General features: G+C 68.5%; 20 protein-coding genes. 12 read left to right on the plus strand and 8 right to left on the minus strand.

Translation table 11 applies throughout. From position 1 onward, the window contains the following. Positions 1 to 2: 2 nt before the first annotated feature. Genes ACZYYX_RS20935 through ACZYYX_RS20955 form a run of 5 tightly spaced genes read right to left on the minus strand, consistent with a single transcriptional unit; the run spans position 3 to position 8,984 of the window. Positions 3 to 1,088: a zinc-binding metallopeptidase family protein gene (locus tag ACZYYX_RS20935; RefSeq protein ID WP_463816553.1), complete on the minus strand. Its 1,086-nt coding sequence runs from the start codon at positions 1,086 to 1,088 to the stop codon at positions 3 to 5. Then, the gene (locus tag ACZYYX_RS20940; RefSeq protein WP_463816554.1) at positions 1,081 to 1,998 is read right to left on the minus strand and encodes a transglutaminase family protein; all 918 of its coding nucleotides are present in this window, start codon (positions 1,996 to 1,998) and stop codon (positions 1,081 to 1,083) included. Before ACZYYX_RS20940 ends, ACZYYX_RS20935 begins: the two co-directional genes overlap by 8 nt. Then, entirely contained in the window at positions 1,995 to 4,631 is a 2,637-nt protein-coding gene (locus ACZYYX_RS20945) for a circularly permuted type 2 ATP-grasp protein (protein ID WP_463816555.1), read from the minus strand. Before ACZYYX_RS20945 ends, ACZYYX_RS20940 begins: the two co-directional genes overlap by 4 nt. Next, complete coding sequence (locus ACZYYX_RS20950; protein WP_463816556.1) at positions 4,631 to 8,008, minus strand: transglutaminase family protein; 3,378 nt, start codon at positions 8,006 to 8,008, stop codon at positions 4,631 to 4,633. Before ACZYYX_RS20950 ends, ACZYYX_RS20945 begins: the two co-directional genes overlap by 1 nt. A gap of 43 nt (positions 8,009 to 8,051) precedes the next feature. Beyond that, complete coding sequence (locus ACZYYX_RS20955) at positions 8,052 to 8,984, minus strand: DUF389 domain-containing protein (RefSeq protein WP_463816557.1); 933 nt, start codon at positions 8,982 to 8,984, stop codon at positions 8,052 to 8,054. 186 nt (positions 8,985 to 9,170) lie between these two features. Between ACZYYX_RS20955 and ACZYYX_RS20960 the strand changes: the two genes are divergently transcribed. The 9 genes from ACZYYX_RS20960 (at position 9,171) to ACZYYX_RS21000 (ending at position 17,634) form a co-directional block, all read left to right on the plus strand. After that, positions 9,171 to 9,965, plus strand: a complete 795-nt coding sequence (locus ACZYYX_RS20960; RefSeq protein WP_463817160.1) for a DeoR/GlpR family DNA-binding transcription regulator — start codon at positions 9,171 to 9,173, stop codon at positions 9,963 to 9,965. After that, complete coding sequence (locus ACZYYX_RS20965; protein WP_463816558.1) at positions 9,962 to 11,455, plus strand: FGGY-family carbohydrate kinase; 1,494 nt, start codon at positions 9,962 to 9,964, stop codon at positions 11,453 to 11,455. The genes ACZYYX_RS20960 and ACZYYX_RS20965 overlap by 4 nt, the downstream gene beginning before the upstream one ends. A gap of 16 nt (positions 11,456 to 11,471) precedes the next feature. Further along, positions 11,472 to 12,797: an ABC transporter substrate-binding protein gene (locus tag ACZYYX_RS20970; protein WP_463816559.1), complete on the plus strand. Its 1,326-nt coding sequence runs from the start codon at positions 11,472 to 11,474 to the stop codon at positions 12,795 to 12,797. A 70-nt stretch (positions 12,798 to 12,867) separates the two neighbouring features. Continuing rightward, entirely contained in the window at positions 12,868 to 13,731 is an 864-nt protein-coding gene (locus ACZYYX_RS20975; RefSeq protein WP_463816560.1) for a carbohydrate ABC transporter permease, read from the plus strand. Then, entirely contained in the window at positions 13,728 to 14,543 is an 816-nt protein-coding gene (locus tag ACZYYX_RS20980) for a carbohydrate ABC transporter permease (RefSeq protein WP_463816561.1), read from the plus strand. The genes ACZYYX_RS20975 and ACZYYX_RS20980 overlap by 4 nt, the downstream gene beginning before the upstream one ends. A 10-nt stretch (positions 14,544 to 14,553) precedes the next feature. Further along, a complete protein-coding gene (locus ACZYYX_RS20985) occupies positions 14,554 to 15,624 on the plus strand; it encodes an ABC transporter ATP-binding protein (protein ID WP_463816562.1) in 1,071 nt (356 codons plus the stop codon). A 25-nt stretch (positions 15,625 to 15,649) separates the two neighbouring features. Further along, positions 15,650 to 16,420: an SDR family NAD(P)-dependent oxidoreductase gene (locus tag ACZYYX_RS20990; protein ID WP_463816563.1), complete on the plus strand. Its 771-nt coding sequence runs from the start codon at positions 15,650 to 15,652 to the stop codon at positions 16,418 to 16,420. A 51-nt stretch (positions 16,421 to 16,471) separates the two neighbouring features. Further along, complete coding sequence (locus ACZYYX_RS20995; protein WP_463816564.1) at positions 16,472 to 17,293, plus strand: BtpA/SgcQ family protein; 822 nt, start codon at positions 16,472 to 16,474, stop codon at positions 17,291 to 17,293. Further along, positions 17,290 to 17,634 (plus strand): cupin domain-containing protein, encoded by a 345-nt coding sequence (locus tag ACZYYX_RS21000; RefSeq protein ID WP_463816565.1) that lies wholly within the window; start codon positions 17,290 to 17,292, stop codon positions 17,632 to 17,634. Before ACZYYX_RS20995 ends, ACZYYX_RS21000 begins: the two co-directional genes overlap by 4 nt. On the opposite strand, the gene ACZYYX_RS21005 is transcribed toward ACZYYX_RS21000, so the two are convergent. Further along, entirely contained in the window at positions 17,627 to 18,088 is a 462-nt protein-coding gene (locus ACZYYX_RS21005; RefSeq protein WP_463816566.1) for a winged helix-turn-helix transcriptional regulator, read from the minus strand. The genes ACZYYX_RS21000 and ACZYYX_RS21005 overlap by 8 nt on opposite strands. Positions 18,089 to 18,183: 95 nt before the next feature. Between ACZYYX_RS21005 and ACZYYX_RS21010 the strand changes: the two genes are divergently transcribed. Further along, positions 18,184 to 19,368, plus strand: a complete 1,185-nt coding sequence (locus ACZYYX_RS21010; protein ID WP_463816567.1) for a thiolase family protein — start codon at positions 18,184 to 18,186, stop codon at positions 19,366 to 19,368. 1 nt (position 19,369) lies between these two features. Continuing rightward, positions 19,370 to 19,858: a DUF302 domain-containing protein gene (locus tag ACZYYX_RS21015; protein WP_463816568.1), complete on the plus strand. Its 489-nt coding sequence runs from the start codon at positions 19,370 to 19,372 to the stop codon at positions 19,856 to 19,858. On the opposite strand, the gene ACZYYX_RS21020 is transcribed toward ACZYYX_RS21015, so the two are convergent. After that, positions 19,848 to 20,240, minus strand: coding sequence for a nitroreductase family deazaflavin-dependent oxidoreductase (locus ACZYYX_RS21020; RefSeq protein ID WP_463817162.1), 393 nt, complete (start codon positions 20,238 to 20,240; stop codon positions 19,848 to 19,850). The two genes, ACZYYX_RS21015 and ACZYYX_RS21020, sit on opposite strands and share 11 nt — an antisense overlap. A 162-nt stretch (positions 20,241 to 20,402) precedes the next feature. Here ACZYYX_RS21020 and ACZYYX_RS21025 point away from each other — a divergent pair, with 162 nt between their 5' ends. Then, on the plus strand, positions 20,403 to 22,997 hold the full coding sequence (locus tag ACZYYX_RS21025) for a flavin-containing monooxygenase (RefSeq protein WP_463816569.1): 2,595 nt from the start codon (positions 20,403 to 20,405) through the stop codon (positions 22,995 to 22,997). Here the strand turns inward: ACZYYX_RS21025 and ACZYYX_RS21030 are convergent. Beyond that, positions 22,994 to 23,443, minus strand: coding sequence for a nitroreductase family deazaflavin-dependent oxidoreductase (locus tag ACZYYX_RS21030; protein ID WP_463816570.1), 450 nt, complete (start codon positions 23,441 to 23,443; stop codon positions 22,994 to 22,996). The two genes, ACZYYX_RS21025 and ACZYYX_RS21030, sit on opposite strands and share 4 nt — an antisense overlap. Positions 23,444 to 23,508 lie beyond the last annotated feature (65 nt).

The raw sequence follows: 23,508 nt of genomic DNA on the forward strand, positions 1-23,508 counted from the left end.
GTTCAGGCCAGCTGCTGGCTCTGCTCTCCCGCCGGAGCGCCGACCTCCGCGAGTTTCGCCGGGCTGGAGGTGATTTCGTCGATGACGGTGTGGATGAACCGCATCTTGTCCAGCACCGGAGCCGGTAACACGAACGGATACAGGTCCTCTTTGCCCATGGAATGGTTGACCATGTTCAGTGCCCACGCCAGAGGCAGCCACATCTCGATCATCGTGTCGAATCCACTGGGGCCCAGCGCCCTGCGGTCGAAAGTCGCTGCCGCCGGTGCCATTCCAAACGCCGCTGCGGTGTCCAGGGTGTCGCGGATGTGGAGGTAGTGTGCGAAGGTCTCCGCCCAGTCCTCGGCAGGGTGCATTGTCGCGTAGGACGACACGTAGTCGGCTTCCCAGCCGACAGGAGCCCCCTGGCTGTAATGGCGGTCCAGCGCCTCCTGGTAGTCGGCTTCGGGATCACCGAACAGCTCGCGATAGCGCTGCAGATACGCATCAGAGGTGCCGATCAGCCGGTACTGGTAGTAGTGACCGATCTCATGGCGGAAGTGCCCGAGCAGCGTGCGGTAGGGCTCGTCCATCGAGATGCGCAGCTGCTCGCGGTGCACGTCGTCGCCCTCAGCCAGATCGAGGGTGATGATCCCGTTGTCGTGCCCGGTGAACACCTTCTCGAACTGACTCGACAGCAGATCGAAAGCCAGCCCGAACTGGGGGTCCATATCGCGGCCGACAATCGGGAGTTTCAGCTCGTGCAGCTCGACGATCAGGCGGCGCTTGGCCTTCTCCGCGGCGGCGAACGCTGCCAGCGCGATGGTGTCGGCGTCGTTGGGCCGGGTCCGTGTCAGCGCGCACGAGACGCACAGCTTGGCGATCGGGCCCTTCTCCACCAGCCAGTTGCATTCGGCGAGGTGCAGGTTCGCGCACAGCTGGAAACGCGTCTCGTCCACCGCGCCGGCATGCTCGCTCTCCGCGGGAGGGGCGATCACCAGCAGTGCCATGTCGTCGAGCGAAAAGCCCAGGGCGCTGCCGCAATTGAGGCAGACCGAGTTCTCGAACGCGAGCCGTTGCCCGCAGTTGGGGCAGGTGAAATCACGCATTGAGCGTTTCTCCCTCATAGGGCGCGACATCCACCGACACGTCGATGGTGCTGCTTTCGGAGTCGGTGTAGATGATGCCGCGCAACGGCGGCACGTCCGCGTAGTCGCGGCCGAAACCGACGGTGACGTAGCGCTCGTCGACCATTTGATCGTTCGTGGGATCCAGTCCCAGCCACACGTTCTGTGGCGTCCATACCGACGCCCAGGCGTGCGTCGCGTCTATCCCGACCATTCGTTCCTTCCCCGGCGGCGGATCGGTGGCCAGGTAGCCCGATACGTAACTCGCCGCCAGTCCGTTGGCGCGCAGGCAAGCGATCGCGAGCCTCGCGAAGTCCTGACATACCCCCTCCCGCGCCTCCAAAACCTCGCTCACCTGGGTGGAAACAGTCGTCGACCCGGACTTGTACGTGAAATCCGCGTAGATGCGCGATGTGAGGTCGCGCAGTACGTCGATCAGCGGCCGCCCGGGGGTGAACGTCGGTGCGGCGTACTCCCGCAGCGCGTCGGTGATTTCGGGGGGCGTCAGATCGAGCGTGAACTCGCTCGCCAGCGCCCCCTCGGGGCCGACGGGCCGGGCGATCTCCCACGGCGCCCGGGCTGAAGGCCCCTGGTAGACGTCCGGCGGCGGCGGTGACACCTCGACGACGGAGCGGCTGGTGACGCTGAGCCGGTGGTGCGGTCGGATGATGTGGAAGTACGAGCTCACGTTGCCCCAGCCGTCGCGGCCGGTCGAACTGTCGGCTGCCTCGGGGTCGAGGACCAGCTCGTGGAACAGGCATTTCTGCCGGGACGAGTCGCGTGGGGTGAGGAAGCCGCGACCGTAGGAGCTCGTGACGACGTCGGAGTACGTGTACACGGTGCGATGCGTGACGGCGTACCGACGGACGCTCGCTGCTCGTGGTTCGCTCACGCCGGCACCACGCGGCGCTCGTTCGGCCCCCACAGCGGCTGCATGTCGCCGGGCAGTGCCAGATGTGTGGCGGTGATGACGTCGGCCAGCTCGCGCAGCGCCGCGTGCAACCCGGTCAGCAGCCCGTCGAGCTCCTCACGGGTGCCGTCGGCGGCGACGTCGTCGAGGTCGTCGGGCTCGATGCGGCGCAACCGCATCGCGATCTCGTCCACCAACCGTTCCGGCCGTGACGATCCCGACGATGCGGGTAGCGATTTCAGGTGCGCCCGCAGCCGGTCCAGCTGGAACACCAGCGATCTCGGGTTCTCAGCGTCGAACAGCACGAGTTCGGCCACCCCGGCCACACTGATCGTCCCCGGGTTGCGCCGACGGTAGATCACCAGTGACTCGCACACCGCCAGCGTCGATTCGATGACCGTCAGTTCGGCATCGGGTGGGCGCGCGGTGGTCAGAGTCGCCCGCAGCAGCGCCGTGAGCACCTGCGCCCGCTCGATGCGCTTGCCGACGTCGAGCATGGTCCAGCCGACGTCGTGAACCATGGATTCGGCGATGACGCCGGACAGCGCCAGGAGTCCGGCGAGGGCGACGGTGTTGGTCGAGGACAGGAACGCCTCCCCCTCGCTGCCCGACTCGGGCGGGCCGTCGCCGGCCTGCAGCAGAGTCCGCTCGAGCGTCGAGAGCAGCATCCAGGTGTCATTGGACATCTGATCACGCACAGCGCGGGCCGCCGACCCCAATCGCTCGACCGACTGGGCCAGCGATCCGGGGCGGTGCCGGTCGGCGGTCAACGACCACAGCGTGGTCGGCGCGGTGGCCACCATCTCGTGACGATCCGACCCTCCGGTGTCCGTTCCGGTGATGTCTCCCAACGCGGACAGCAGGACCGGAACGCACTGACTGCCGTCCATCGCCTGGCGGCGCCGGAATTCGTGATACCGCTCGCGCGTGACCGTCAGCAGACGCGCCGTGTGCTCGGCACGTTCGGCATAGCGACCGATCCAGAACAGGTCCGACAACACGCGCGGGGAGCTGATCTCGTGCGTCGGGCTCGCCGTGAGCGGGGTCGGCAGCGTCGACTCCTCGGGCGGCGGCGTCACCACGGTCTCGGCGGTGACACGCGCCGGGGTACGCACCCAGACGTCCTTGGCCGCAACGTTGTTCAGATCGTAGGCGGCAGATCCGGCCGCCAGCAGATAGCCGAGCCCGCCGATCATCGGCGCGTACCCACCCCGCTGGGACACGGTGAAAAGTCGCATACCGACCCGCGACAGCGACAGTCCGCCAGGAAGGTAATCGGCTGGCGCCGAGGAGAATTCGGGAAGTTCCTGGCCCACCCACTGCCATGGGGTGGCAGCGATGCGCGCCGCCAGGTCCTCGCGCTGCACGGCCGACAGGTCGGGACCGACGATCGGCTCGCCACCGGTGACCGGCCGGATCACCAGCGAGGACAGATGCGTCAGCAGATGTGATCGCTCGACATCGATTCCGCCCCAGTACATCGGTGCGCTCGGCAGCAGCGGGGTCTCGCCGAGCAGCGCCTCGGCGAGCGCGGGTAGAAAGCGCATGACGCCCGGACTTTCCAGCACGCCGCTGCCCAGAGTGTTGACGACGGTCACCGCCCCGCGGCGCAGAACCTCCACCAGGCCGACCACGCCCAGCCGCGAATCGGCCCGCAGGTCCAGCGGATCGGCGTAGGACGCATCGACCCGGCGCAGCACCACGTCGACGCGCTTGAGCGTGCCCATCGACCTCATCCACAGCCGGCCGTCTCGCACCACCAGGTCGGCGCTCTCCACCAGCGGCACGCCGAGCACGCCGGCCAGATACGCCTGATCGAACGCGGTCTCGGAACGGATGCCGGGGCTGAGCACCACAACGGTGGGTTCCTCTGCCGATTCGGGTGCCGCATCGACCAACGCCAACCGCAGCGCCTGCGCCCAGGGTGACGCCGGCTGCGGCCCGACCTCTTCGTAGAGGTCCGGGATCGCGTGGGCGATGACGCGCCTGTCGGCCAGCGCGTAACCCGCGCCCGACGGGGCCTGAGTCCAGTCGGCGTTGACGACGAACTCACCTGAGGAGGCTCGGCTGATGTCACAGCCGTGCAGGAACAACTGATGCCTGCCGGGAATCTGGATGCCCTGGGCGGCACGTACGTAGCCCTGATGGGCGAACAGCAGCTGCGGCGGCAGGATTCCGCCGGTGATGGTGCGCCGCTCACCGTAGAGATCGGTCAACACCGCATCGAGCAGGCGCGACCGCTGCACCAGCCCGGCTTCGAGCCGATTCCAGTCGTCTGCCGAGACGATCAGCGGCAGGGCATCCAGTTGCCAGGGGCCGGGCACCGCCGACTCGTCCTCGGTACGGATGTAGGTGATGCCGTCGTTGTCGACCAGGTCGCGCACCACCGTGCGCAACCGGTCCAGACCCGCCCGGCCGCGCTCGGTCACGCATTCGGCCAGCTCGTGCCAGTCGGCCCTGACTTGCCCTGCGGCGTCGAACAATTCGTCGTAACCGTTCGCCGGGGTGCCGGCGGTGCTGCGCACGTCGAACAGCGTCTGCTGGGCCCGCATCGCGGCGTAGGGCACCAGCGGATCGTCGTGGCTGGGTGAACTCAGCCCGGTCGGTACGGTCATCAGGAGAGCACGGTACGCACTCGCCGCATGTCGAGGATCCCCGGTGCGCCCACGTCGGTGGCCTGCCGGGCCTGCTTCTCGCGCAGATCCTGCAGATCCACCGCTCCGGCGGTGAATCCGGTGGCCTCGAAGCGGCGTCCCCGCCGGGACTCGGCCTCTACGGCGTTGACCGGCGGACTGTCGTAGGAGCGTCCACCGGGGTGCGACACGTGATAGGTGCAGCCGCCCCTGGCCACACCGCTGGCGGTGTCGACCAATTCGAAGCGCAGCGGGCCGTCCACGGTGATGGTCGGGTGCAGCGCACTCGGCGGCTGCCAGGCGCGATACCGCACGCCGCCGACCTGGACGTCGGCGTTGTCGGTGGCCAGCATCGGGATGGGATGTCCGTTGACGGTGACCACGAAGCGCTGCCGGTCGGCGCCGATGAGCCGCACCTGCAGGCGTTCCACCGAGGAGTCGACATAGCGCGCGGTGCCACCCGCGGTGGCCTCCTCGCCCAGCACGTTCCACGGTTCGATGGCGCCGCGCAGCTCGATCTCCGCACCGCCGAACACCGCGGTGCCGATGCGGGGGAAGCGGAACTCCGTGAACGGATCCAGCCAGCTGGTGTCGAATTCGATGCCGTGAGCGCGCAAGTCGGCCGCGACTTCGGCGATGTCCTGAATCACGAAGTGGGGCAACAGGTATCGGCCATGCAGGTTCGCGCCGTGGCGAATCAGCGGGGCGCGCAGCGGCTTCTCCCAGAACCAGGCGACCAGGGCGCGCACGAGCAGGGACTGCACCATCGCCATCTGCGGGTGCGGCGGCATCTCGAAGCCGCGCAGCTCCAGTAGGCCGAGCCGGCCGCGAGGGCTGTCGGGGCTGTAGAGCTTGTCGATGCAGAACTCGGCGCGGTGGGTGTTGCCGGTGATGTCGGTGAGGAGGTGGCGGAGAGCCCTGTCGACGATCCACGGCGGAGCGGAGCTCGCGGAGCGACCATGTTCTGGAGCGGAGCTCGCGGAGCGACCATGTTCCGGAGCACCCTCCTCGCCAGCGGCCAACCGGGCGATCTCGGCGAAGGCGATCTCCAGCTCGTAGAGCGACTCCGGGCGACCCTCGTCCACCCGGGGTGCCTGCGAGGTGGTGCCGATGAAGCGTCCGGAGAACAGGTACGACAGCGCGGGGTGGCGCTGCCAGTACGTCAGCAGCGACACGAGCAGGTCGGGCCGGCGTAGCAGCGGCGAGTCGGCGGGAGTGATGCCGCCGAGGGTGATGTGGTTGCCGCCACCCGTACCGCCGTGTGTGCCGTCCACGTCGAAGGATTCGGTGGACAGGCGGGCCAGCCGGGCATGGGCGTACAGCGTCTCGAGCTGGTCGCGCTGCTCGGCGAAGCTGCTCGATGGCGCCACGTTGACCTCGATCACACCCGGATCGGGGGTGATCGTCATCGACTGAACACGCGGATCGGCGGGCGGTCCGTACCCCTCGACCACCAGCGGGCAGTCGAGCGCTGCGGCCGCCGCCTCGATGCGACCGATCAGGTCGACGAAGTGGTCGAGTTCCTCAGTGGGCGGCAGGAACACGTAGAGGATGCCGTCGCGGATCTCAGCCACCAGCGCCGTGGTCGGCACCGCGTCGGCCTCGGTGATCTCCGCGGATTCTTGGCGGCCCGCCCGCAGGGGGCCGGTCGTGCGCGTGGGGTCCGCGTCGCCGCGCGGAGGCGGCGGCGGCTGCCAACTGATGGAGGTCAGGGGCAGTCGCAGGCCGGCGGGAGAATCGCCTTCGGACAGCACGATCCGCCCCCGCCGCAGCGTCCAGTCGGCGCTGGCCCAGCCGGCGTCGTCGTCGCGACGGTGCAGCGGGAGGACGAACGCGGCGGGTTCGCTGACCGGCTCGTCCAGCTTGGCCAGCAACTGCGCACGCGCCCATGCGCTGTCGGCGGCCAGATCCTCGCCCTCGGCGACCGGAAGCCCGGCGGGGCGGCGCACCGCCGCGGCCAGCCTGCTCAGCGGGTCCTCGTAGGCGGGCCGGACCTGGCTGCGCGGCAACCCGAAGTCGTCGGCGATCGTCGCGAGCAGCCGCTGCGGGGCATCCGGAGCGGCCTCCGATCCGGTCGGCTGCTCCGACCACGGGTCGGCCAGCAGCGCGGGATCGCTCCACAGTGACTCGCCGTCGGTACGCCACAGCAGTGCGATCTGCCAGCGTGGCAGAGGCTCCCCGGGGTACCACTTGCCCTGACTGCGTTGGACGAGCCCCTGCGGCGCCCACACCGCCTTGAGTCGGGCCGCCAGATCCGAGGCGCGCTGACGCTTGTGCGGCCCGTCGGCGTCGGTGGTCCACTCCGGGTCGGTCTGGTTGTCGATGGAGACGAACGTCGGCTCGCCACCGACCGTGAGGCGGACGTCACCGGCGGTCATCCGGTCGTCGACGCGACGCCCGAGGGCGTTGATCGCCCCCCACGTCGCCTCGGTGTAGGGCAGCGTGACGCGAGGGTCTTCGTGCACCCGGGTGACGACGTTGCTGAACTCCAGCGTGGTCTCGCAGGGTTCGGTGGCGCCGGTGATCGGGGCCGCCGACTCGGGGTGCGGGGTGGCTGACAGCGGGATGTGACCTTCACCGGCGAACAGACCCGAGGTGGGGTCGAGTCCGATCCAGCCGGCGCCGGGGATGTAGACCTCGGTCCAGGCGTGCAGGTCGGTGAAGTCCGCGGCCGGACCCGACGGACCGTCGAGGGCCTCGACGTCGGAGGTGAGCTGGACCAGGTAGCCGGACACGAATCGGGCGGCCAGGCCCATCTGGCGCAGGATCGAGACCAGCAGCCAGGCCGAGTCGCGGCACGATCCGATGCCGGTGCGCAGCGTCGTGTCCGGGGTCTGCACTCCGGGTTCGAGCCGCACGCTGTAGCCGACGTCGGCGTTGACGGCGCGGTTGAGAGCCACCAGGAAGTCGATGGTGCGCGTGCCGTCGGCCACCGAGAAGTTGGACACCCACGCCTCGACCAGGTCGCCGGGCCCGGAGCCGGCATTCTCCTCGTCGACCGGCCGCAGGTAGGGCTTGAGATCCTCGGCCAGGGCGCGCGGATAGGTGAAGCCGACCTTTTCGGCGTAGTCCTCGATGAAGAAGTCGAAGGGGTTGATCACCTTGAGGTCGGCGATGAGCCCGACGGTGATCGTCAGGCTGCGGGCCCGGGTCGGGAACACGAGCCGAGCCATGAAGTTGCCGAAGGCGTCCTGCTGCCAGTTGATGAAGTGGTCATCGGGCTCGACGGTGAGCGAGTACGCCTCGATGGGCGTGCGTGAGTGCGGCGCCGGACGCAGCCGGACGACATGTGGGAACACTTCGACGAGCCGGTCGAACGTGTAGCTCGTGCGGTGCTCGAGGGCAACCTTGATCCCCATAGCGCTAGATCCCACCACACCGCCTGCGGCGGCGCAGGTTGCGTCAGGTCTGCGCGCGTCGGGGAATGAGGTTGGTACGCGGGCGAAGCACGAGCACCAACACGCACGCGATCACGATCCCGACGAGGTTGACCGCGAGCTGGGTGGCCGAGCGGGCTGCCATCCCCCAGTCCCCCAGCACGCCTGCGACCGCGGTGAATCCCGCCGCGGGCACCGTCGTCACCGAGATGAACACCCCGACCAGGGCGGCCGATTTCGCGGACACCAGCGACAGCATGCCCGCCGCGCCGGCCAGCAGCGCCACCACGAACGAGATCGGTCCGACCTGGAAGATGAAGTCGACGTCCTCGACATCGCGGACGGCATCGAGGTCGACCCAGCCCACGGCGTGGGCTGCGATGGTCAGCACCGCCGTGACGCCCATCGCGATCGGAAATCCGACCAGCAGCGCGATCGCCGCCCTGCGCGCCAGATCGACCCGGCGTTGCACGAGCGCGACCGACACCGCTGCCAGGGGGCCGAACTCGGGTCCGAGCACCATCGCGCCGACGACGGTCACCATGGAGTCGGTGACCGCACCCACGGCGGCCAACAGGCATGCCAACGTGAGGAAGAGCACGAATGTCACCGACAGTGTGGACTCCTCGCGGGTGCGGCCGATGAGTTCGTCCCACACCACCGCGTCGGCGGGGTCCCCTTCGGCGTCGTCCTCGGCCTCGTGGGCTCGGGTGGACAGCACCGTGTCGAGAACGGTCAGCAAGATCGCGCCCCGATGCTGCGCGTCGAGGTCTTTGAGGGACTTGATGACGTCGTTGGCGCATTCGCGGGCGATCACCGCGGTGATCTCGTCTCCCCCTGAGGGCTCCACGGCGGCGCCGGGGTGGATCAGGATGTGGGCCACGCCGACCTGTCGGCGCAGGACGGCCACGACGTCGTCGCGCATGTCCGTGGGCACGATGACGCGCAAGTCCAGCACCGGCGCCAGTTAACAGGCGCGCGGCCGCCGCCGGAACGGGTTGAGAACAATTCGCCGCTAAGTGTGGCGAGTGCACACGACCCTGTTATAGATTCACACTCCATCGCCGCTTTTCGACGGCAGGTCTACGCGAGCAGGAGAGATTTCTGTGAATTTTGAACAGAAGCCGCCGGCGCGATCGTGGACGTGAAGACCCGGCGCGACCAGATCGAGCAGCGGGTGCGCACCGCCCGCGAGATCACCTACGCCGACCTCGCCACCGAGTTCGACGTCTCGGAGATGACGATCCGCCGCGACGTGGAAGCGCTCGAGGCCAGCGGCGTCGTGCGGCGCGTCGTCGGCGGCGCAATCGCGCTACAGGGCAAGGACACCGAGCCGTCGTTCGCGACGCGGATGGCCGACGCCGCGCAGGAGAAGATCCACATCGCCGACGTCGTCGCCGATCTGATCGGGGTGAACGAGACGCTGATCCTCGACTCCGGCAGCACCGCGCTGGCGGTGGCGAACTCCCTGCGCGGACGTGCACTCGGCCTGACCGTCGTGACGCCGAGCGTCCTGGCTGCGCTCGCGCTGGTCGACGAGCCGGACACCACGGTGGTCCTGACCGGTGGCGAATTGCGTTCCGGCGAGCTGAGTCTGATCGGCGCCGCGGCCGAAGACACGCTGGCCAACTACAACTGCGATACCTACGTGATGGGCGTGGCCGGCATCGACAGCGAGCGCGGGATCTCCGACTATCACCAAGCCGAGAGCCGGGTGAAACGCGCAGCCAGCCGGCGCGCCGACCGGGTCATCGTCGCGGCTGACAAATCGAAGCTCGGTCGCGTCACCTTCGTCAGCATCACCGCGCTCTCCAGCGTTGCCACCATCGTCAGCGACGGTCCCCCGGACCACCCAGCGCTGGTCGCCGCCCGCGACGCGGGTGTCGAGGTGATCTGCGTGAGCGCCCACCGGGACACCCCCGCGTCGGAGGCCCGATGAGCCGCTACACCGTCGGCATCGACATCGGCACCACCGGCACCAAGACCGTGCTGCTGGACACCGAGAGCGGCATCGTCGCTACCGCCACGCGCGACACCGCCCTGCACTCCGATGCTCCGGGGTACGCAGAAGCAGATACCGAGCAGTGGCACAGCAACGTCATCGAGTCGGTCCGCGAGGTGCTGCACACCGCCGGCATCCCCGCCGAGGGCGTGGGCGCGCTCGCGACATCCGGCATGGTGCCCGCCGTGGTGCCCGTCGACGACACGGGACGTCCGCTGCGCCGAGCCATCCTCCAGAACGACGCACGCGCCCACCGAGAAGTGACCGACCTGGCCGCCGCGCTCGCTGACACCGACCTCGTGCACCTCACCGGGTCGGCTCTCACCCAACAGTCGGTCGCGCCGACGACCGTGTGGCTGCGGGACCACGAACCCGAGACCTCTGCCCGCACGGCGCACTGGGTGGGCTCCTACGACTGGGTACTGACGGCGCTCGGCGCTCCCGTTCACGTCGAGGAGAACTGGGCCATCGAGTCCGGCCTGTTCACCCTCGACGGGCAGCTCGCTGAGATGGTCCTCACCGCAGCCAAACTCGACCCCGCCACCCTGCCCGCGGTGCGGCGTCCCGGCACCCAGGTCGGCGAACTCAGCCAGGCCGCCGCCGAGGCCACCGGACTGCGCGCGGGCACCCCCCTGGTGGTCGGCGGAGCCGACCACGTGCTGTCGGCGTTCGCGGCCGGGGTCAACGGTCCGGGCGACGCCCTGGTGAAACTCGGTGGTGCAGGAGACATCCTGGTCGCCAGCGATACTCCCGTCGTCGACGAGCGCCTCTACCTCGACGCCCACCCGATGCCCGGACACTGGCTGCCCAACGGCTGCATGGCCACCAGCGGCAGCCTCATCCGGTGGTTCCAGTCGCTGGTCGGCGGCACCGCGAACGACACAGCGCTGACCGACCTCGACGACGAGGCTGCGCAGCAGCCGCCCGCCGAGATCCTCTGCCTTCCCTACTTTCTCGGCGAGAAGAGCCCGCTGCACGACCCCGATCTGCGGGGGGTGTTCGCGGGCATGCATCTCGGCCACGGCCGCGCCGACATGTACCGCGCCGTGCTGGAGGCCATCGCGTTCGGCTTCCGTCACCACGTCGACGTCTTCGCCGAGATCGGGATACCGCTGACCCGCGTGATGATCACCAACGGCGGGTCGAAGTCCACGCTGTGGAAGCAGATCCACGCCGACGTCCTCGGCATGGAGATGAACCCCGTGCGCGGGCACCCCGGAGCGTCGCTGGGTGCCGCGGTGATCGCGGCCATCGGTGTGGGTGCCCTCGACGACTGGTCCGACGCCGCACGCTTCATCACGCTCGACGAGCCATACGTCCCCGACCCCGCCCGCCGCGAGCGCTACGACACCGCATACGCGGCGTGGCGCGATCTCGGTGCCGCGGTGACCCCGATCTCCCACGCGCTGGCACGCACCACCCGATGAAAGGAGCACCACCGCAATGAGAGTCACGCAAACACCCGCACACCGGCGGCGGAGCCGGACCCTTCGCTCCGCCGCCTTCACGCTGTTCGCCGTTCTCGCCCTCGCCCTCTCCGCGTGTGCGGGCAGCGGCGGCCCGGAACAGTCGCAGGCGACCGGCACCGGCGAGGTGGCCAAGGACACCTCGGGCACCGTCCGCATCCTCATGGAGAACGTGCCCGACACCGACATCGTCAAGTCGATGGTGGCCGACTTCAACAAGACCTTCCCCGACATCAAGGTCGACATCGAGTCGCTGACCTATGACCAGATGCGCGACAAGCTGGTGTCCTCGTTCCAGTCCTCGACACCGAACTACGACCTGATCGTCGTCGACAATCCGTGGATGGTCGACTTCGCCAATGCGAAGTTCCTGCAGCCGCTCGACGCGCGCATCGACAGCACCCCGGATTACGACGCCGCCGACTTCTTCAAGCCCCTGACCGACATCACCACCGTCGACGGGGTGCGCTACGGGGTGCCTTTCTACAACTACGCGCTCGGATATCTCTACAACACCGACGATCTCGCGGCCGCCAACCAGCAGGTGCCCTCCAACCTGGACCAGCTGGTGAGTGTCAGCAAGGCGCTCAAGACCCCCGAGCGCGCCGGGATCGCGATGCAACCGCAGCGCGGCTACAAGATCTTCGAAGAGTGGGGCAACTGGCTCTTCGCCGCGGGCGGCTCCATCTACGGCGCCGACGGCAAGGTCACGCTGAACACCCCCGAGGCCAAGCGTGCCCTCGAGGCCTACATCGACACCTATCGCACCGCGGCACCGCCGAACAGCCTGAACTGGAGCATGGACGAAGCGCAGCGCTCGGTGTCGGCCAACCAGTCGGCCTCGATGATCAACTACAACTGGCAACTACCCGCGATCAACGAGCCCGGCTCCGGACCGGCGGCAGGCAAGGTCAAGCTGGCGCCGATCCCCGGCGGCAAGCAGGTCCTGGGTTCGTGGAGCTGGGCGATCCCGGCCAACTCCGCCAGCTCCGACGCGGCGTGGGCGTTCGCGTCCTGGATCACCGCCAAGCCCAACGACGTGACCCGCGTCGAGAACGGGGGCGCCGCGATCCGCAAGAGCACGTTGTCCGATCCCGCTGTGCTGCAAGGCAAGTACGGTGCCGACTACTACAAGACGGTCGAGCAGCTGCTGGCCGATTCGGCGCCGCTGAGCCAGGGGCCCAGCGGTGAGGAGATGATCCAGGCGGTGGGCACCGAGCTCAACGAGGCGGTGGCCGGCACCAAGAGCGTCGACGACGCCTTGGCCGCCGCGCAGGCCGCCGCCGAGAAGATCCAGGGCTGACAGCCGGGTCTTGGAGAACCGGAAGCCGACCACCCCACGAAAGGAGCGCAGACCTGCCATGTTTCTTCCCTTGAGGTTCGAACAGGGCATGGTCACCCCCCTCGTCGCCCTTTTCGTCGGGGTGGTCGGTTTCCCCCTCGGGTACGCCGCGTACCTGTCGGTCACCGACTACAAGCTCACCGACCGCGGCGCGCCGCGGATCGTCGGCGCCGACAACTACGCCGCGACGTTCGGTGACGCCGCCTTCTGGCATGCGTTCGGCACCACCGCCCTGTTCGTGGCGGTGGCCGTCGGGCTGGAACTGCTCCTCGGCCTGGCGATAGCGCTGTCGCTTCAGAAGCAGCGCTGGGCAAAGGATCTCACGCGCTCGATGCTGTTGGCTCCGATGTTCATCACCCCGATCGCGGTGGGGCTCACCTTCCGGTTTCTGCTCAACGACCAGCTCGGCGCGATCCCGGAGCTGCTGCGCGGGCTCGGCATCTCGTATGACTTCTTCGGGCCCGGCCGCGCACTGTTCACGATCGCGTTCATCGACGTCTGGCAGTGGACACCCTTCATGGTGCTGCTGCTGCTCGCCGGCCTGGAATCGATCCCGCGCGAACCGATGGACGCCGCGCGGGTGGACGGCGCGAGCGCCTTCTACGTGCTGCGCCGGGTCACCCTGCCGCTGCTGGCACCGGTGCTGGTGGTCGCGATCCTGCTGCGCTGCCTCGACGCGATGAAGGTGTTCGAGTACGTGTTCGCCACCACGCGCGGCGGACCGGGCACCGAAACCGAGACGCTGCAGTACTTCATCTACCAGACCGGCATCCAGTTCTTCCGGCTCGGCTCGGCGTCGTCGATGGCGTTCGTCGTGCTGGTGGTGGTGCTGGCCGTCATCGTGGTCGCCTTCCGACGCATGGACCGGGCACGGGAGAGGACGCAGACGCGATGAGCCGCTTCTCGATCCTCGGGGTGCTGCGGGTGACGCTGCTGTGGGCAGCCGGCATCACCGTCGCGTTCCCACTGCTGTGGATCGCCCTGGCCAGTGTGAAAACCCCTGCGCAGCTGGATGATCCGTTCCTGCTGAACTTCACCCCGACGCTGGCGAGCTGGCGCAACGTGCTGGCCTCGGACATCCTCGGCGCAGCCGGACGCAGCGCGCTGGTTGCCCTGGTGACCGTCGGCATCAGCGTCGTGGTCGGCAGCATGGGGGCCTATGCCATCGCCCGGTTCCGGGCGGGCGGCACCCTGACCCGGTTCGGGATGCTCGCCGCCCAGGTGCTGCCTCCGGCGGTGCTGGTGTTCCCGTTCCTGACGATGGCCTACGCGCTGCGGCTGACCGACACGCTGGTGCCGGTGATCTTCGCGCACCTGAGTTTCGTTCTGCCCGTGGTCACCTGGTTCCTGATCGGCTTCTTCGAGGCGGTACCGCGCTCACTGGAGGAACAGGCGCAGGTCGACGGCTTCACCCGCTTCGCCGCGTTCCGCTTGGTGGTGCTCCCCCAGGTGCTGCCCGGGATCGGCGCCTCGGCGATCTTCGGATTCACTCTGTCGTGGAACGACCTGTTCTATGGCCTGATCCTGGCGCCGGGCAAAGCGGCGATCCTTCCGGTGGCCATCGCCGGATTCAACACGTTCCGCGGAGTTCAGATCGGCTCGATGAGCGCGGCGATCCTGATCGCGGTGATTCCCGTCGTCGTCGCGAGCTTCTTCATCCAGCGCAGGTTGGTGCAGGGCATCAGCGGCGGCGCGGTGAAGTTCTAGGAAGGCATTCATGGCGCAGGTCCGATTCTCCGGTGTCACCAAGGCGTACGGAAACGCCTCGGTAGTAAGCGATCTCGATCTCGAGCTGCCCGACGGGTCGTTCACCGTGCTGGTCGGCCCATCGGGTTGCGGCAAGTCGACGTCGCTGCGCATGCTCGCAGGACTGGAGACCGTCACCTCAGGCACCATCACGATCGGCGAACGCGACGTCACCCATCTGCAGCCGCGTGATCGCGACATCGCGATGGTGTTCCAGAACTATGCGCTCTACCCCCACCTCAGCGTCGCGGAGAACATCGCGTTCCCGCTGCGGGCCACGCGCACGCCGCGCCGCGAGGCGCTCGCTCGTGCCGGGGAGATCGCCGAATCGCTGGGTCTGGCGCAGCTGGTGTCCCGCAAGCCCAAAGATCTCAGCGGCGGTCAGCAGCAGCGGGTCGCGATCGGCCGGGCCATCATCCGCGAACCCTCGGTGTTCCTGTTCGACGAGCCACTGTCGAACCTCGACGCGAAGCTGAGGGTGGAGACCAGGACCGAGTTGCTGCAGATCCAGCGGCGGCTGGGGATCACCTCGGTGTACGTCACCCACGACCAGGAAGAGGCGATGACGCTCTCGGACCGGATGGTCGTGATGCGCAACGGCCGCGTCGCCCAGCAGGGGCCGCCGCAGGAGGTCTACGCCCGGCCGGTCGACACGTTCGTCGCCACCTTCGTCGGCAGCCCCAAGATGAATCTCCTCGACGGCGAGTTCGGAGGCCGAAACTTCCACCTGGCCAACGGTTTCGCGTTGACCACCGACCAGTCCGGGGTGACCGGCCCGGCCCGCCTCGGGGTGCGACCCGACGACCTGCAGCTCACCCCCATCGATATCGACGCCGCTGGCGAGGACGGGGCCCGGGTCGTGCTGATCGAGAACCTCGGCCCCCGCGCCATCGTCACGATCGACGCGCGAGGCACCGAGATCACCGCCGTCGTCGACGGACCCGCATTGGCGGGCATCGCCGAAGGCACGCCGGTCGCACTGTCGGTGCGCTCCGGCGCCACCCATCTCTTCGACGCCGCCACCGGGCAGCGAACCGCGTAGGAACACGAGAGGAAAACAACACCTGATGAGCAGAACCGTCGTGGTGACCGGCGCCGGCTCGGGCATCGGCCGCGCGATCGCCCGTGAACTCGCCCAGCGGGACTGGCGGGTGATCGTCACCGATGTGGACGCCGATGCCGCCGCTGCTGTGGCGCGCGCACTGCCCGACACCGAGGCCGGACACGAGTCGGCCACTCTCGACGTCACCGATGCAGCCGCCGCGTCCGCGCTGGCCGCCGACGTCGCCGAACGCCTCGGCCTGCACGCCTGGGTGAGCAACGCCGGCATCTCGTTCATGCATCGCTTCCTCGACGCACCCGTCGAGCGCTACGAGCAGACGATGGCGGTGAACCTCAAGGGCGTGTTCGTCTGCGGCCAGGCCGCGGCGCGGGAGATGGTGCGCAGCGGGGTGGCCGGTGCGATCGTCAACACCGCCTCGATGGCGGGCAAGCAGGGCCGCGTGCCGTACCTGTCGGACTACGTCGCCTCGAAGTTCGGCGTCGTCGGCCTCACCCAGGCGATGGCCTACGAACTCGGCGAGCACGGCATCACCGTCAACTGCGTCTGCCCGGGATACGTCGAGACACCCATGCAGTCAAGAGAATTGGAGTGGGAGGCGCATCTGCGCGGCACCACCCCAGACGGCGTGCGCGACATGATGCTCGCCGACACCCCGCTGGGGCGCCTCGAGCAACCCGAGGATGTCGCGCGCGCGGTCGCGTTCCTGCTCTCCGACGACGCCCGGTTCATCACCGGGGAGGCGTTGGCCGTCAACGGCGGCGCCTACATGGACTAGGCGCCGACCGCCCCCTCTCTTCGTCATCTGCACAACAGAAAGGCACTTCACGTGACCACCACCTGGCTCGACGAGGTCTTCGGCGTCACCAAGCCCGTCATCGCCATGCTGCACCTGTCCGCACTGCCCGGGGACCCCGGCTACGACTCGGCCGGCGGCATCGCCGCGGTGCTCGAGCGGGCCCGCACCGAACTCGACGCGCTGCAGAGCGGCGGGGTCGACGGGATCATGATCAGCAACGAGTTCAGCCTGCCGTACCTGACCAAGACCGAACCGATCACCGCGATCACGATGGCGCGCATCATCGGCGAGCTGCTTCCCGACATCACCGTGCCGTACGGCGTGAACGTGCTGTGGGACGGGCGCGCATCGATCGATCTCGCCGTCGCCACCGGGGCATCATTCGTGCGGGAGATCTTCACCGGCGTCTACGCCAGCGACTTCGGCCTGTGGAACACCAACGTCGGTGAGGTGGCCCGCCATCGGGCCCGCGTCGGCGGCGCCGGGGTGAAGTTGCTGTTCAACATCGTCCCGGAATCGGCGCAGTACCTGGCAGACCGAGATCTCGCCGCGATCACCCGCACCACGGTGTTCGCCACACTGCCGGATGCGATCTGCGTGTCGGGAGCCACGGCCGGCTCCCCGACCGACACCGAGGCTCTCAAGGTGGTCAAGGACGCCGCGGGCGACGTGCCGGTGTTCGTCAACACCGGCGTGCGCGCCAACAACGTCGGGAGCCAGCTCGCCATCGCCGACGGCGCCGTCGTGGGCACCTACTTCAAGAAGGACGGGGTGTTCACCAATCCCGCCGAGACGTCGCGGGTGGAAGAACTGATGGCCGCGGCCAAGGAGTACCGGCGGGCCCTGCGGTGACCGCGTTGGAACCCAACGGCGTGCTGCGCGCGGCGCACGTCCCGGTGGAGCTCGTCGACGTGCCCGCCGACCAGAGTGTGGCCGGGCGGCCGCAGACCGGCAGCGTCGAGCTCGGCACCCTCGGCGAGGTCGAGGTCGGCATCTGGGAGATGACCGAGGGCATCATGACCGACGTCGAGAGCGACGAGATCTTCGTCGTGCTCACCGGCCGGGCCACCGTCGAATTCGCCGACGGCACAGCGCCGTTGACGCTGGTCCCCGGTGATGTGGTGCGGCTGGCCGAGGGATCACGGACCACCTGGACCGTGACCGAGCGGCTGCGCAAGGTCTACCTCACCTGACCGTCAGGGCCAGCTCATCGGGGGGCACCACATGCCCCTTCTCGCAGACGATCTCGACCCCCGCCTGCGCCCCGCACCCCAGGTGCCGCAGGCGCAGCGCCGGGTCGCCGAGATGTTTGCGACCCCACTCGAACATCGCCCACACCACCGGCATGAACTCTGTACCGGCGTCGGTAAGCACGTACTCGTCGCGTACCCGCTGACCCGGTTCGCGGTAGGGCTGCTTGGCCAGCAGGCCGGCATCGACCAATTCGGAGAGCCGGGCCGAGGTGGCCGCCTTGGTGATGCCGACCCTGCGGGCGAAGTCGTCGAACCGGGTGGTGCCGTAGAAGGCCTCGCGCATGATCAACATCGCCGACTTGGTGCCGACCAGGCCCATCGTCTTCTCGATCGGGCACTTGCCGATGGCCGACCACGCGTCGCGGTCGGCCAGCGGCCCTTGCAGCACTGTCATACAGATCACTCCCCTGCTGGGTTGTTGTCGGTGAACTCAGGTGTTACATCTGAGTATAGAGAGCAGTACTCAGAGTCGAGTCTCCAGGAGGACCCATGTCCGAATACTCAGATCGCGATGCCGTCATCGTCGGCGCGGTGCGCACACCCGTCGGCAAGGGTAAGGCCACCGGCGCGCTGCACGAGGTCCTCCCCGCCGATCTGCTGGCCCACAGCCTGCGCGAGGTCGTCAGCCGCACCGGCGTCGATCCGGTCGAGATCGACGACGTCATCGCAGGCGCGGTCACCCAGGCCGGCGACCAGGCGCTCAACATCGCCCGCAACGCGCTGCTGGGCGCGGGATTTCCCGAGTCCGTCCCTGGCACGACGGTCGACCGCCAGTGCGGTAGCAGCCAGCAGGCCATCAGCTTCGCCGCCCAAGGAGTACTGGCGGGTGCCTACGACATCGTGATCGCCGCCGGCGTCGAGTCGATGAGTCGGGTGCCGATGGGTGCGGCGGTGCTGCCGGGCAGCAGCCCGTTCGGCGACGGCATGGCGCAGCGCTACCCCGACGGCCTCGTGGCGCAGGGCATCAGCGCCGAGCTGATCGCGGCGAAGTGGAACCTGTCGCGCACCGAGCTCGACGAGTTCTCCGCCGAGAGCCATCAGAAGGCGGCGCGCGCCGCCAAGGACGGTCTGTTCGACGCCGAACTCGCGCCGATCGCCGGCTTGACCCACGACGAGATTGTCCGGCCCGACACGACGGTCGAGACGCTGGCCGGGTTGCGGCCGGCGTTCTACAACGAGGCGATCGGGGCGCGCTTCCCGCAGATCGGCTGGCACATCACGCCCGGCAACAGCTCACCGCTCTCCGACGGCAGCGCCGCGGTGATGATCACCAGCGGGGCGGCCGCGCGCCGCCTCGGCCTGACCCCGCTGGCGCGCATCCACACCACGGTCGCGGTGGGCTCCGACCCGCTGTACATGTTGACCGGCGTGATCCCCGCGACCGAGAAGGTGCTGGCGCGCTCGGGCCTGTCGCTCGCCGACATCGACCTGTTCGAGGTCAACGAGGCGTTCGCGCCCGTGGTGCTGGCGTGGGCCCGCGACACCGGTGCCGACCTGTCTCGCACCAACGTCAACGGCGGTGCGATCGCAATCGGACACCCGCTGGGCGCCAGTGGCGCGCGCATCATGACCACGCTCGTCAACGCCCTGGAGCAGCGCGGGGGTCGCTACGCCCTACAGACGATGTGCGAGGGCGGCGGCATGGCGAACGCCACGATCATCGAGCGGCTCTGACATGCCGACCGAGACTCGCTTCGAGGGAGTCCGGGTGCGCTACGACAGCGCCAAGAGTCACGACGACCTTGTCGCCGCGCTGCTCGCCGACATCGGCGAGCAGCCGGTGCCGATCACCGAGATCGGTGCCGCGGGCGGCGATTGGCAGGCCTATCGGGATCGCGTGGAACCCTATGTCGGCCCCAGCGGTTTCATGCTGTTCTCTGCACTCGATCACGGCGCGTGGATCACCAAGGCCGGTGTCGAGCGCAAGGTCCTGCGGGTGATCCTCGGCAACCCGTTGATCGCGATCACGATGCTGCGCCACGACCAGACGGCCGGTCTGTTCGTTCCGGTCGAGGTGCTGATTCTCGACGAAGACGGCGGCAGCAGCCTCACCTATGTCAGACCGTCGTCGCTGATGCTGGTCGAGTCCGACGCGGAATTGCGTGCTGCCGCCGAGGCACTCGACGAGAAGCTGGCGGCGTTGGCCGCCAAGGTCACCTCGTGAGCTCGAACAGCGGAATCACCCGGCTCGTCTTGGCCTGGTATTCGCCGAACTGGGGCGCCTTCTCGACGACGCGCGGGTACAGCGCGTCGCGCTCCTCGCGCGGCAGCTCCCTGGCCGTCGCGTCGTAGGACTCCTCGCCGATCTCGACGTGGACCGACGGGTGAGCGCGCAGGTTGTGCACCCACGCCGGCGCCTTCGGCGCTCCACCCATCGAGCCGGCGATCAGGATGCGGCCGTCGATCTCGAAATACACCAACGGGGACAGCCGCGGCTGCCCCGACTTCGCGCCCGTCGTGGTCAGCAGCACGATGGGCGACCCCTCGAACGGTCCACCGACCTTGCCGCCGTTGGCGCGGAACTCCTCGACGACCTGCCGGTTCATCTGGTTCAGCGCGTCAGCGTTGTTGACCAGTTCTTCTGAGTTGAATTCTTCTGTGTCACTCACACCGGGTCACGACCCGCTGGGCGGACGATCTATTCCCGGACGAGCTCGAATTCGCGCGAAACCATTTCATTTCCCGTGACGGCGGCGGACGATGGGGTGATGACCGGGAGCGTTTCGCCCGTTGTCGACATCGTGGTGGTGGGCGCAGGCATCGCCGGGCTCTACGCTGTCCATCGCTTTCGGTCTGCAGGATTGACCGTGCGGGTGTTCGAGGCCGGTGACGACATCGGCGGCACCTGGCACTGGAACCGCTATCCGGGCGCCCGAGTGGACATCCCGAGCGTGGACTACATGTTCACGTTCGACCCGGACTGGCAGCGCGACTGGCAGTGGTCGGAGAAGTACGCCACCCAGCCGGAGATCCTGCGCTATCTCGACCACGTCGCCGACAAGTTCGACCTGCGTCGCGACATCGTGTTCGACACCCGTGTCGATGCGGCCCGCTGGGACGAGCGGCAGTCCGTGTGGCATGTCCAGACGGGCTCGCAGATCACGACGTGCCGGCACCTGGTGATGGCGACCGGATGCCTGTCCATCCCGAAAGATCCTGACATCCCCGGCATCGGACGCTTCGCCGGAGCGACCTACCACACCAGCCGCTGGCCGCGCGACCCGGTCGACTTCACAGGGCAGCGCGTCGCCGTCATCGGCACGGGATCGTCTGGCATCCAGTGCATTCCGCACATCGCCCGACAGGCACGCGAGCTCGTCGTCTTCCAACGCACCCCGAACTTCTCGCTGCCCGCCCATAACGGACCACTGGCGCCGGCCAAGCTCGAGCAGGTCCGCGACGAGGCCGCCTACCGCGCGGCCGGCCGGCTGTCGTTCGGCGGTGTCCCCATCGAGCGCACGATGACTCCCACCTTCACCGCATCCGAGGAGCAACGGCGCCAGCGCTACGAAAGAGCCTGGGAAATCGGCGAATTGCTGGAGCTGCTCAACGTCTACTCCGACGTGATGTCGGATCCTGGAGCCAACCGTGAACTCGCCGAGTTCTTCCGGACGAAGATCAGGGCCGCGGTCGACGACCCGGAGACCGCGGAGGCGCTGTGCCCGACCGGGTACCCCATCGGCGCCAAACGCGTCTGCCTCGACACCGACTACCACGCCACCTTCAACCGCGACAACGTCCGACTCGTCGACCTGCGCCGCGACCCCCTGCGTTCGGTGACGGCTTCGGGAATCGCCACCGAGCGCCAGTCTTTCGACGTCGACGCGATCGTCTTCGCCACCGGCTTCGACGCCGTCACCGGCGCCGTCCTGTCCGTCGACATCGTCGGTCGCGACGATCTGACACTGCGGCAGGCATGGGCGCACGGCCCCCAGACCTACCTCGGACTCACCGTGGCCGGATTCCCGAACCTGTTCCTCGTCACCGGTCCGGGCAGCCCGTCCGTGCTGTCGAACATGGCGGTCTCCATCGAGCAGCACGTCGATCTGGTCACCGAGCTCGTCACGGGATTGGGCAGCAACGGGTTTCACACCATCGAGCCCACCGAGACGGCGGTCGCGGGGTGGATGCAGCATGTCGACGACTGCGCCTCCATCACGCTCTTCCCGCAGGCCGACTCGTGGTATCGCGGCGCGAACATCCCCGGCAAGCCATCGGTGTTCATGCCATACACCGCGGGAGTCGACTTCTACCGAGCGGCGTGTGACGAGATGCTCGCCGGGGATCTGCTGGGCTTCCGCCGCACCGGGCCGTCCGGGCAGAGATGTCGCGACGGGGTGATCCGCCGATTGCAGCCCGACGTCCACATGGTTCTCGAGCAGATGGCACTGATGGATTTGCCGCCGTTGGAGTCGATGTCACCGCCTGACGCCCGCGCCACGTTGGGCGCGATCATCGCGACGTATCCCCCGGGCCCGGCGGTGGCCGACGTCGTCGACGGCGTGTATCCGGGGCCGGCCGGGAACATGGCCTACCGCCTGTACCGACCGCAGTCCGCCGGCCCGCACCCGGTCGTCCTCTACTTCCACGGCGGGGGGTGGGTGCTCGGCGACTCGACGTCCGACGACGGTCTGTGCCGCGATCTCTGCGTCCGCACCGGGGCGGTCGTCGTGTCGGCGGACTACCGGCACGCCCCCGAAGACCGATTCCCGGCTGCCGTCGACGACGCCGTCGCCGCCGCCTCGTGGGTGGCCGACCACGCTGCAGACCTCGGTGGCGACCCGACACGCATCGTGGTGAGCGGGTGGAGTGCGGGCGCGGGTCTCGCGGCAGTGGTCACCCAGGTGGCGCGGGACTCCGGTGGACCGTCCCTCGTGGGACAGGCGCTCATCGCACCGGTGACCGACACCGACACGAACCGCACGTCCTATGCCGAGTGCGGTTCCGGTTACGACCTGGACGCCTCGCTGATGCGGTGGTTCTTCGACCAGTACTGCGACCCGCCGGACCGGTGCGACCCGCGGATCGCGCCGCTGCGCGCGGCGGACCTGCGCGGTCTGCCGCCCGCGGTCCTCGTCACCAACGAATTCGACGTCCTGCGGGACGAGGGCGAGTCCTACGCCGCGGCGCTGGCGGCGGCCGGCGTTCCCGTCGACCACATCCGAGCCCGCGGCCACACGCACTGCTCGCTCAGCATGGTCGGACTGGTGGTGTCCGGTGCACCCGTGCGCGAGCAATTCGCCGAAGCGATCACCAGAATGCTCACGAGGACGCCGGCGGGTGTGCTGCCCGGCGTCGATTAAGGGCGCGTCAGCTCGAACAGCGGGATCGTCCGCGACGTGTTCGCCTGATAGCCGGCGAACACCTCGGAGTACTCGACGACCTTCGGCCACATGGCGTCACGCTCGTCGGCGGGCAGCTCCCGCGCGACCACGTCCCGCGTCTCGGTGCCGACCTCGATCCGAGCCCGCGGATTGGCCCGCAGGTTGTGCACCCACGCCGGGTTTTTGGGCGCCCCGGCATACGAGCCGACGATGATCATCTTCTCGTCGATCGTCAGATACGCCAGCGGGGAGAGCCGCGGCTGCCCCGACTTCGCGCCGACGGTGTGCAGCAACAGCAGCGTGCCACCTGCGAACGGACCACCGACCGTGCCACCGTTGGCGCGGAACTCCTCGACGATCTTTCGGTTGAAGTCGTCGAGTGCCGCGGTGTCGGAGTACATCTTCGTCTTGTCGATCTCGCTCATACGCGCACCATATCGGCCTGCGATGCAGAGACTGTGTCAATAGCATGAGGCAACCGGTTGCGCAG

It is taken from the genome of Mycobacterium sp. IDUB_1 (assembly GCF_055419625.1).

What these genes read in the sequence shown, in the direction of transcription:
- ACZYYX_RS20935 (WP_463816553.1), bottom strand. Translation starts at nt 1,088, where the DNA reads ATGCGTGATTTCACCTGCCCCAACTGCGGGCAACGGCTCGCGTTCGAG.
- ACZYYX_RS20945 (WP_463816555.1), bottom strand. Translation starts at nt 4,631, where the DNA reads ATGACCGTACCGACCGGGCTGAGTTCACCCAGCCACGACGATCCGCTG.
- ACZYYX_RS20950 (WP_463816556.1), bottom strand. Translation starts at nt 8,008, where the DNA reads ATGGGGATCAAGGTTGCCCTCGAGCACCGCACGAGCTACACGTTCGAC.
- ACZYYX_RS20965 (WP_463816558.1), top strand. Translation starts at nt 9,962, where the DNA reads ATGAGCCGCTACACCGTCGGCATCGACATCGGCACCACCGGCACCAAG.
- ACZYYX_RS20970 (WP_463816559.1), top strand. Translation starts at nt 11,472, where the DNA reads ATGAGAGTCACGCAAACACCCGCACACCGGCGGCGGAGCCGGACCCTT.
- ACZYYX_RS20980 (WP_463816561.1), top strand. Translation starts at nt 13,728, where the DNA reads ATGAGCCGCTTCTCGATCCTCGGGGTGCTGCGGGTGACGCTGCTGTGG.
- ACZYYX_RS20985 (WP_463816562.1), top strand. Translation starts at nt 14,554, where the DNA reads ATGGCGCAGGTCCGATTCTCCGGTGTCACCAAGGCGTACGGAAACGCC.
- ACZYYX_RS20990 (WP_463816563.1), top strand. Translation starts at nt 15,650, where the DNA reads ATGAGCAGAACCGTCGTGGTGACCGGCGCCGGCTCGGGCATCGGCCGC.
- ACZYYX_RS21005 (WP_463816566.1), bottom strand. Translation starts at nt 18,088, where the DNA reads ATGACAGTGCTGCAAGGGCCGCTGGCCGACCGCGACGCGTGGTCGGCC.
- ACZYYX_RS21010 (WP_463816567.1), top strand. Translation starts at nt 18,184, where the DNA reads ATGTCCGAATACTCAGATCGCGATGCCGTCATCGTCGGCGCGGTGCGC.
- ACZYYX_RS21015 (WP_463816568.1), top strand. Translation starts at nt 19,370, where the DNA reads ATGCCGACCGAGACTCGCTTCGAGGGAGTCCGGGTGCGCTACGACAGC.
- ACZYYX_RS21020 (WP_463817162.1), bottom strand. Translation starts at nt 20,240, where the DNA reads ATGAACCGGCAGGTCGTCGAGGAGTTCCGCGCCAACGGCGGCAAGGTC.
- ACZYYX_RS21025 (WP_463816569.1), top strand. Translation starts at nt 20,403, where the DNA reads ATGACCGGGAGCGTTTCGCCCGTTGTCGACATCGTGGTGGTGGGCGCA.
- ACZYYX_RS21030 (WP_463816570.1), bottom strand. Translation starts at nt 23,443, where the DNA reads ATGAGCGAGATCGACAAGACGAAGATGTACTCCGACACCGCGGCACTC.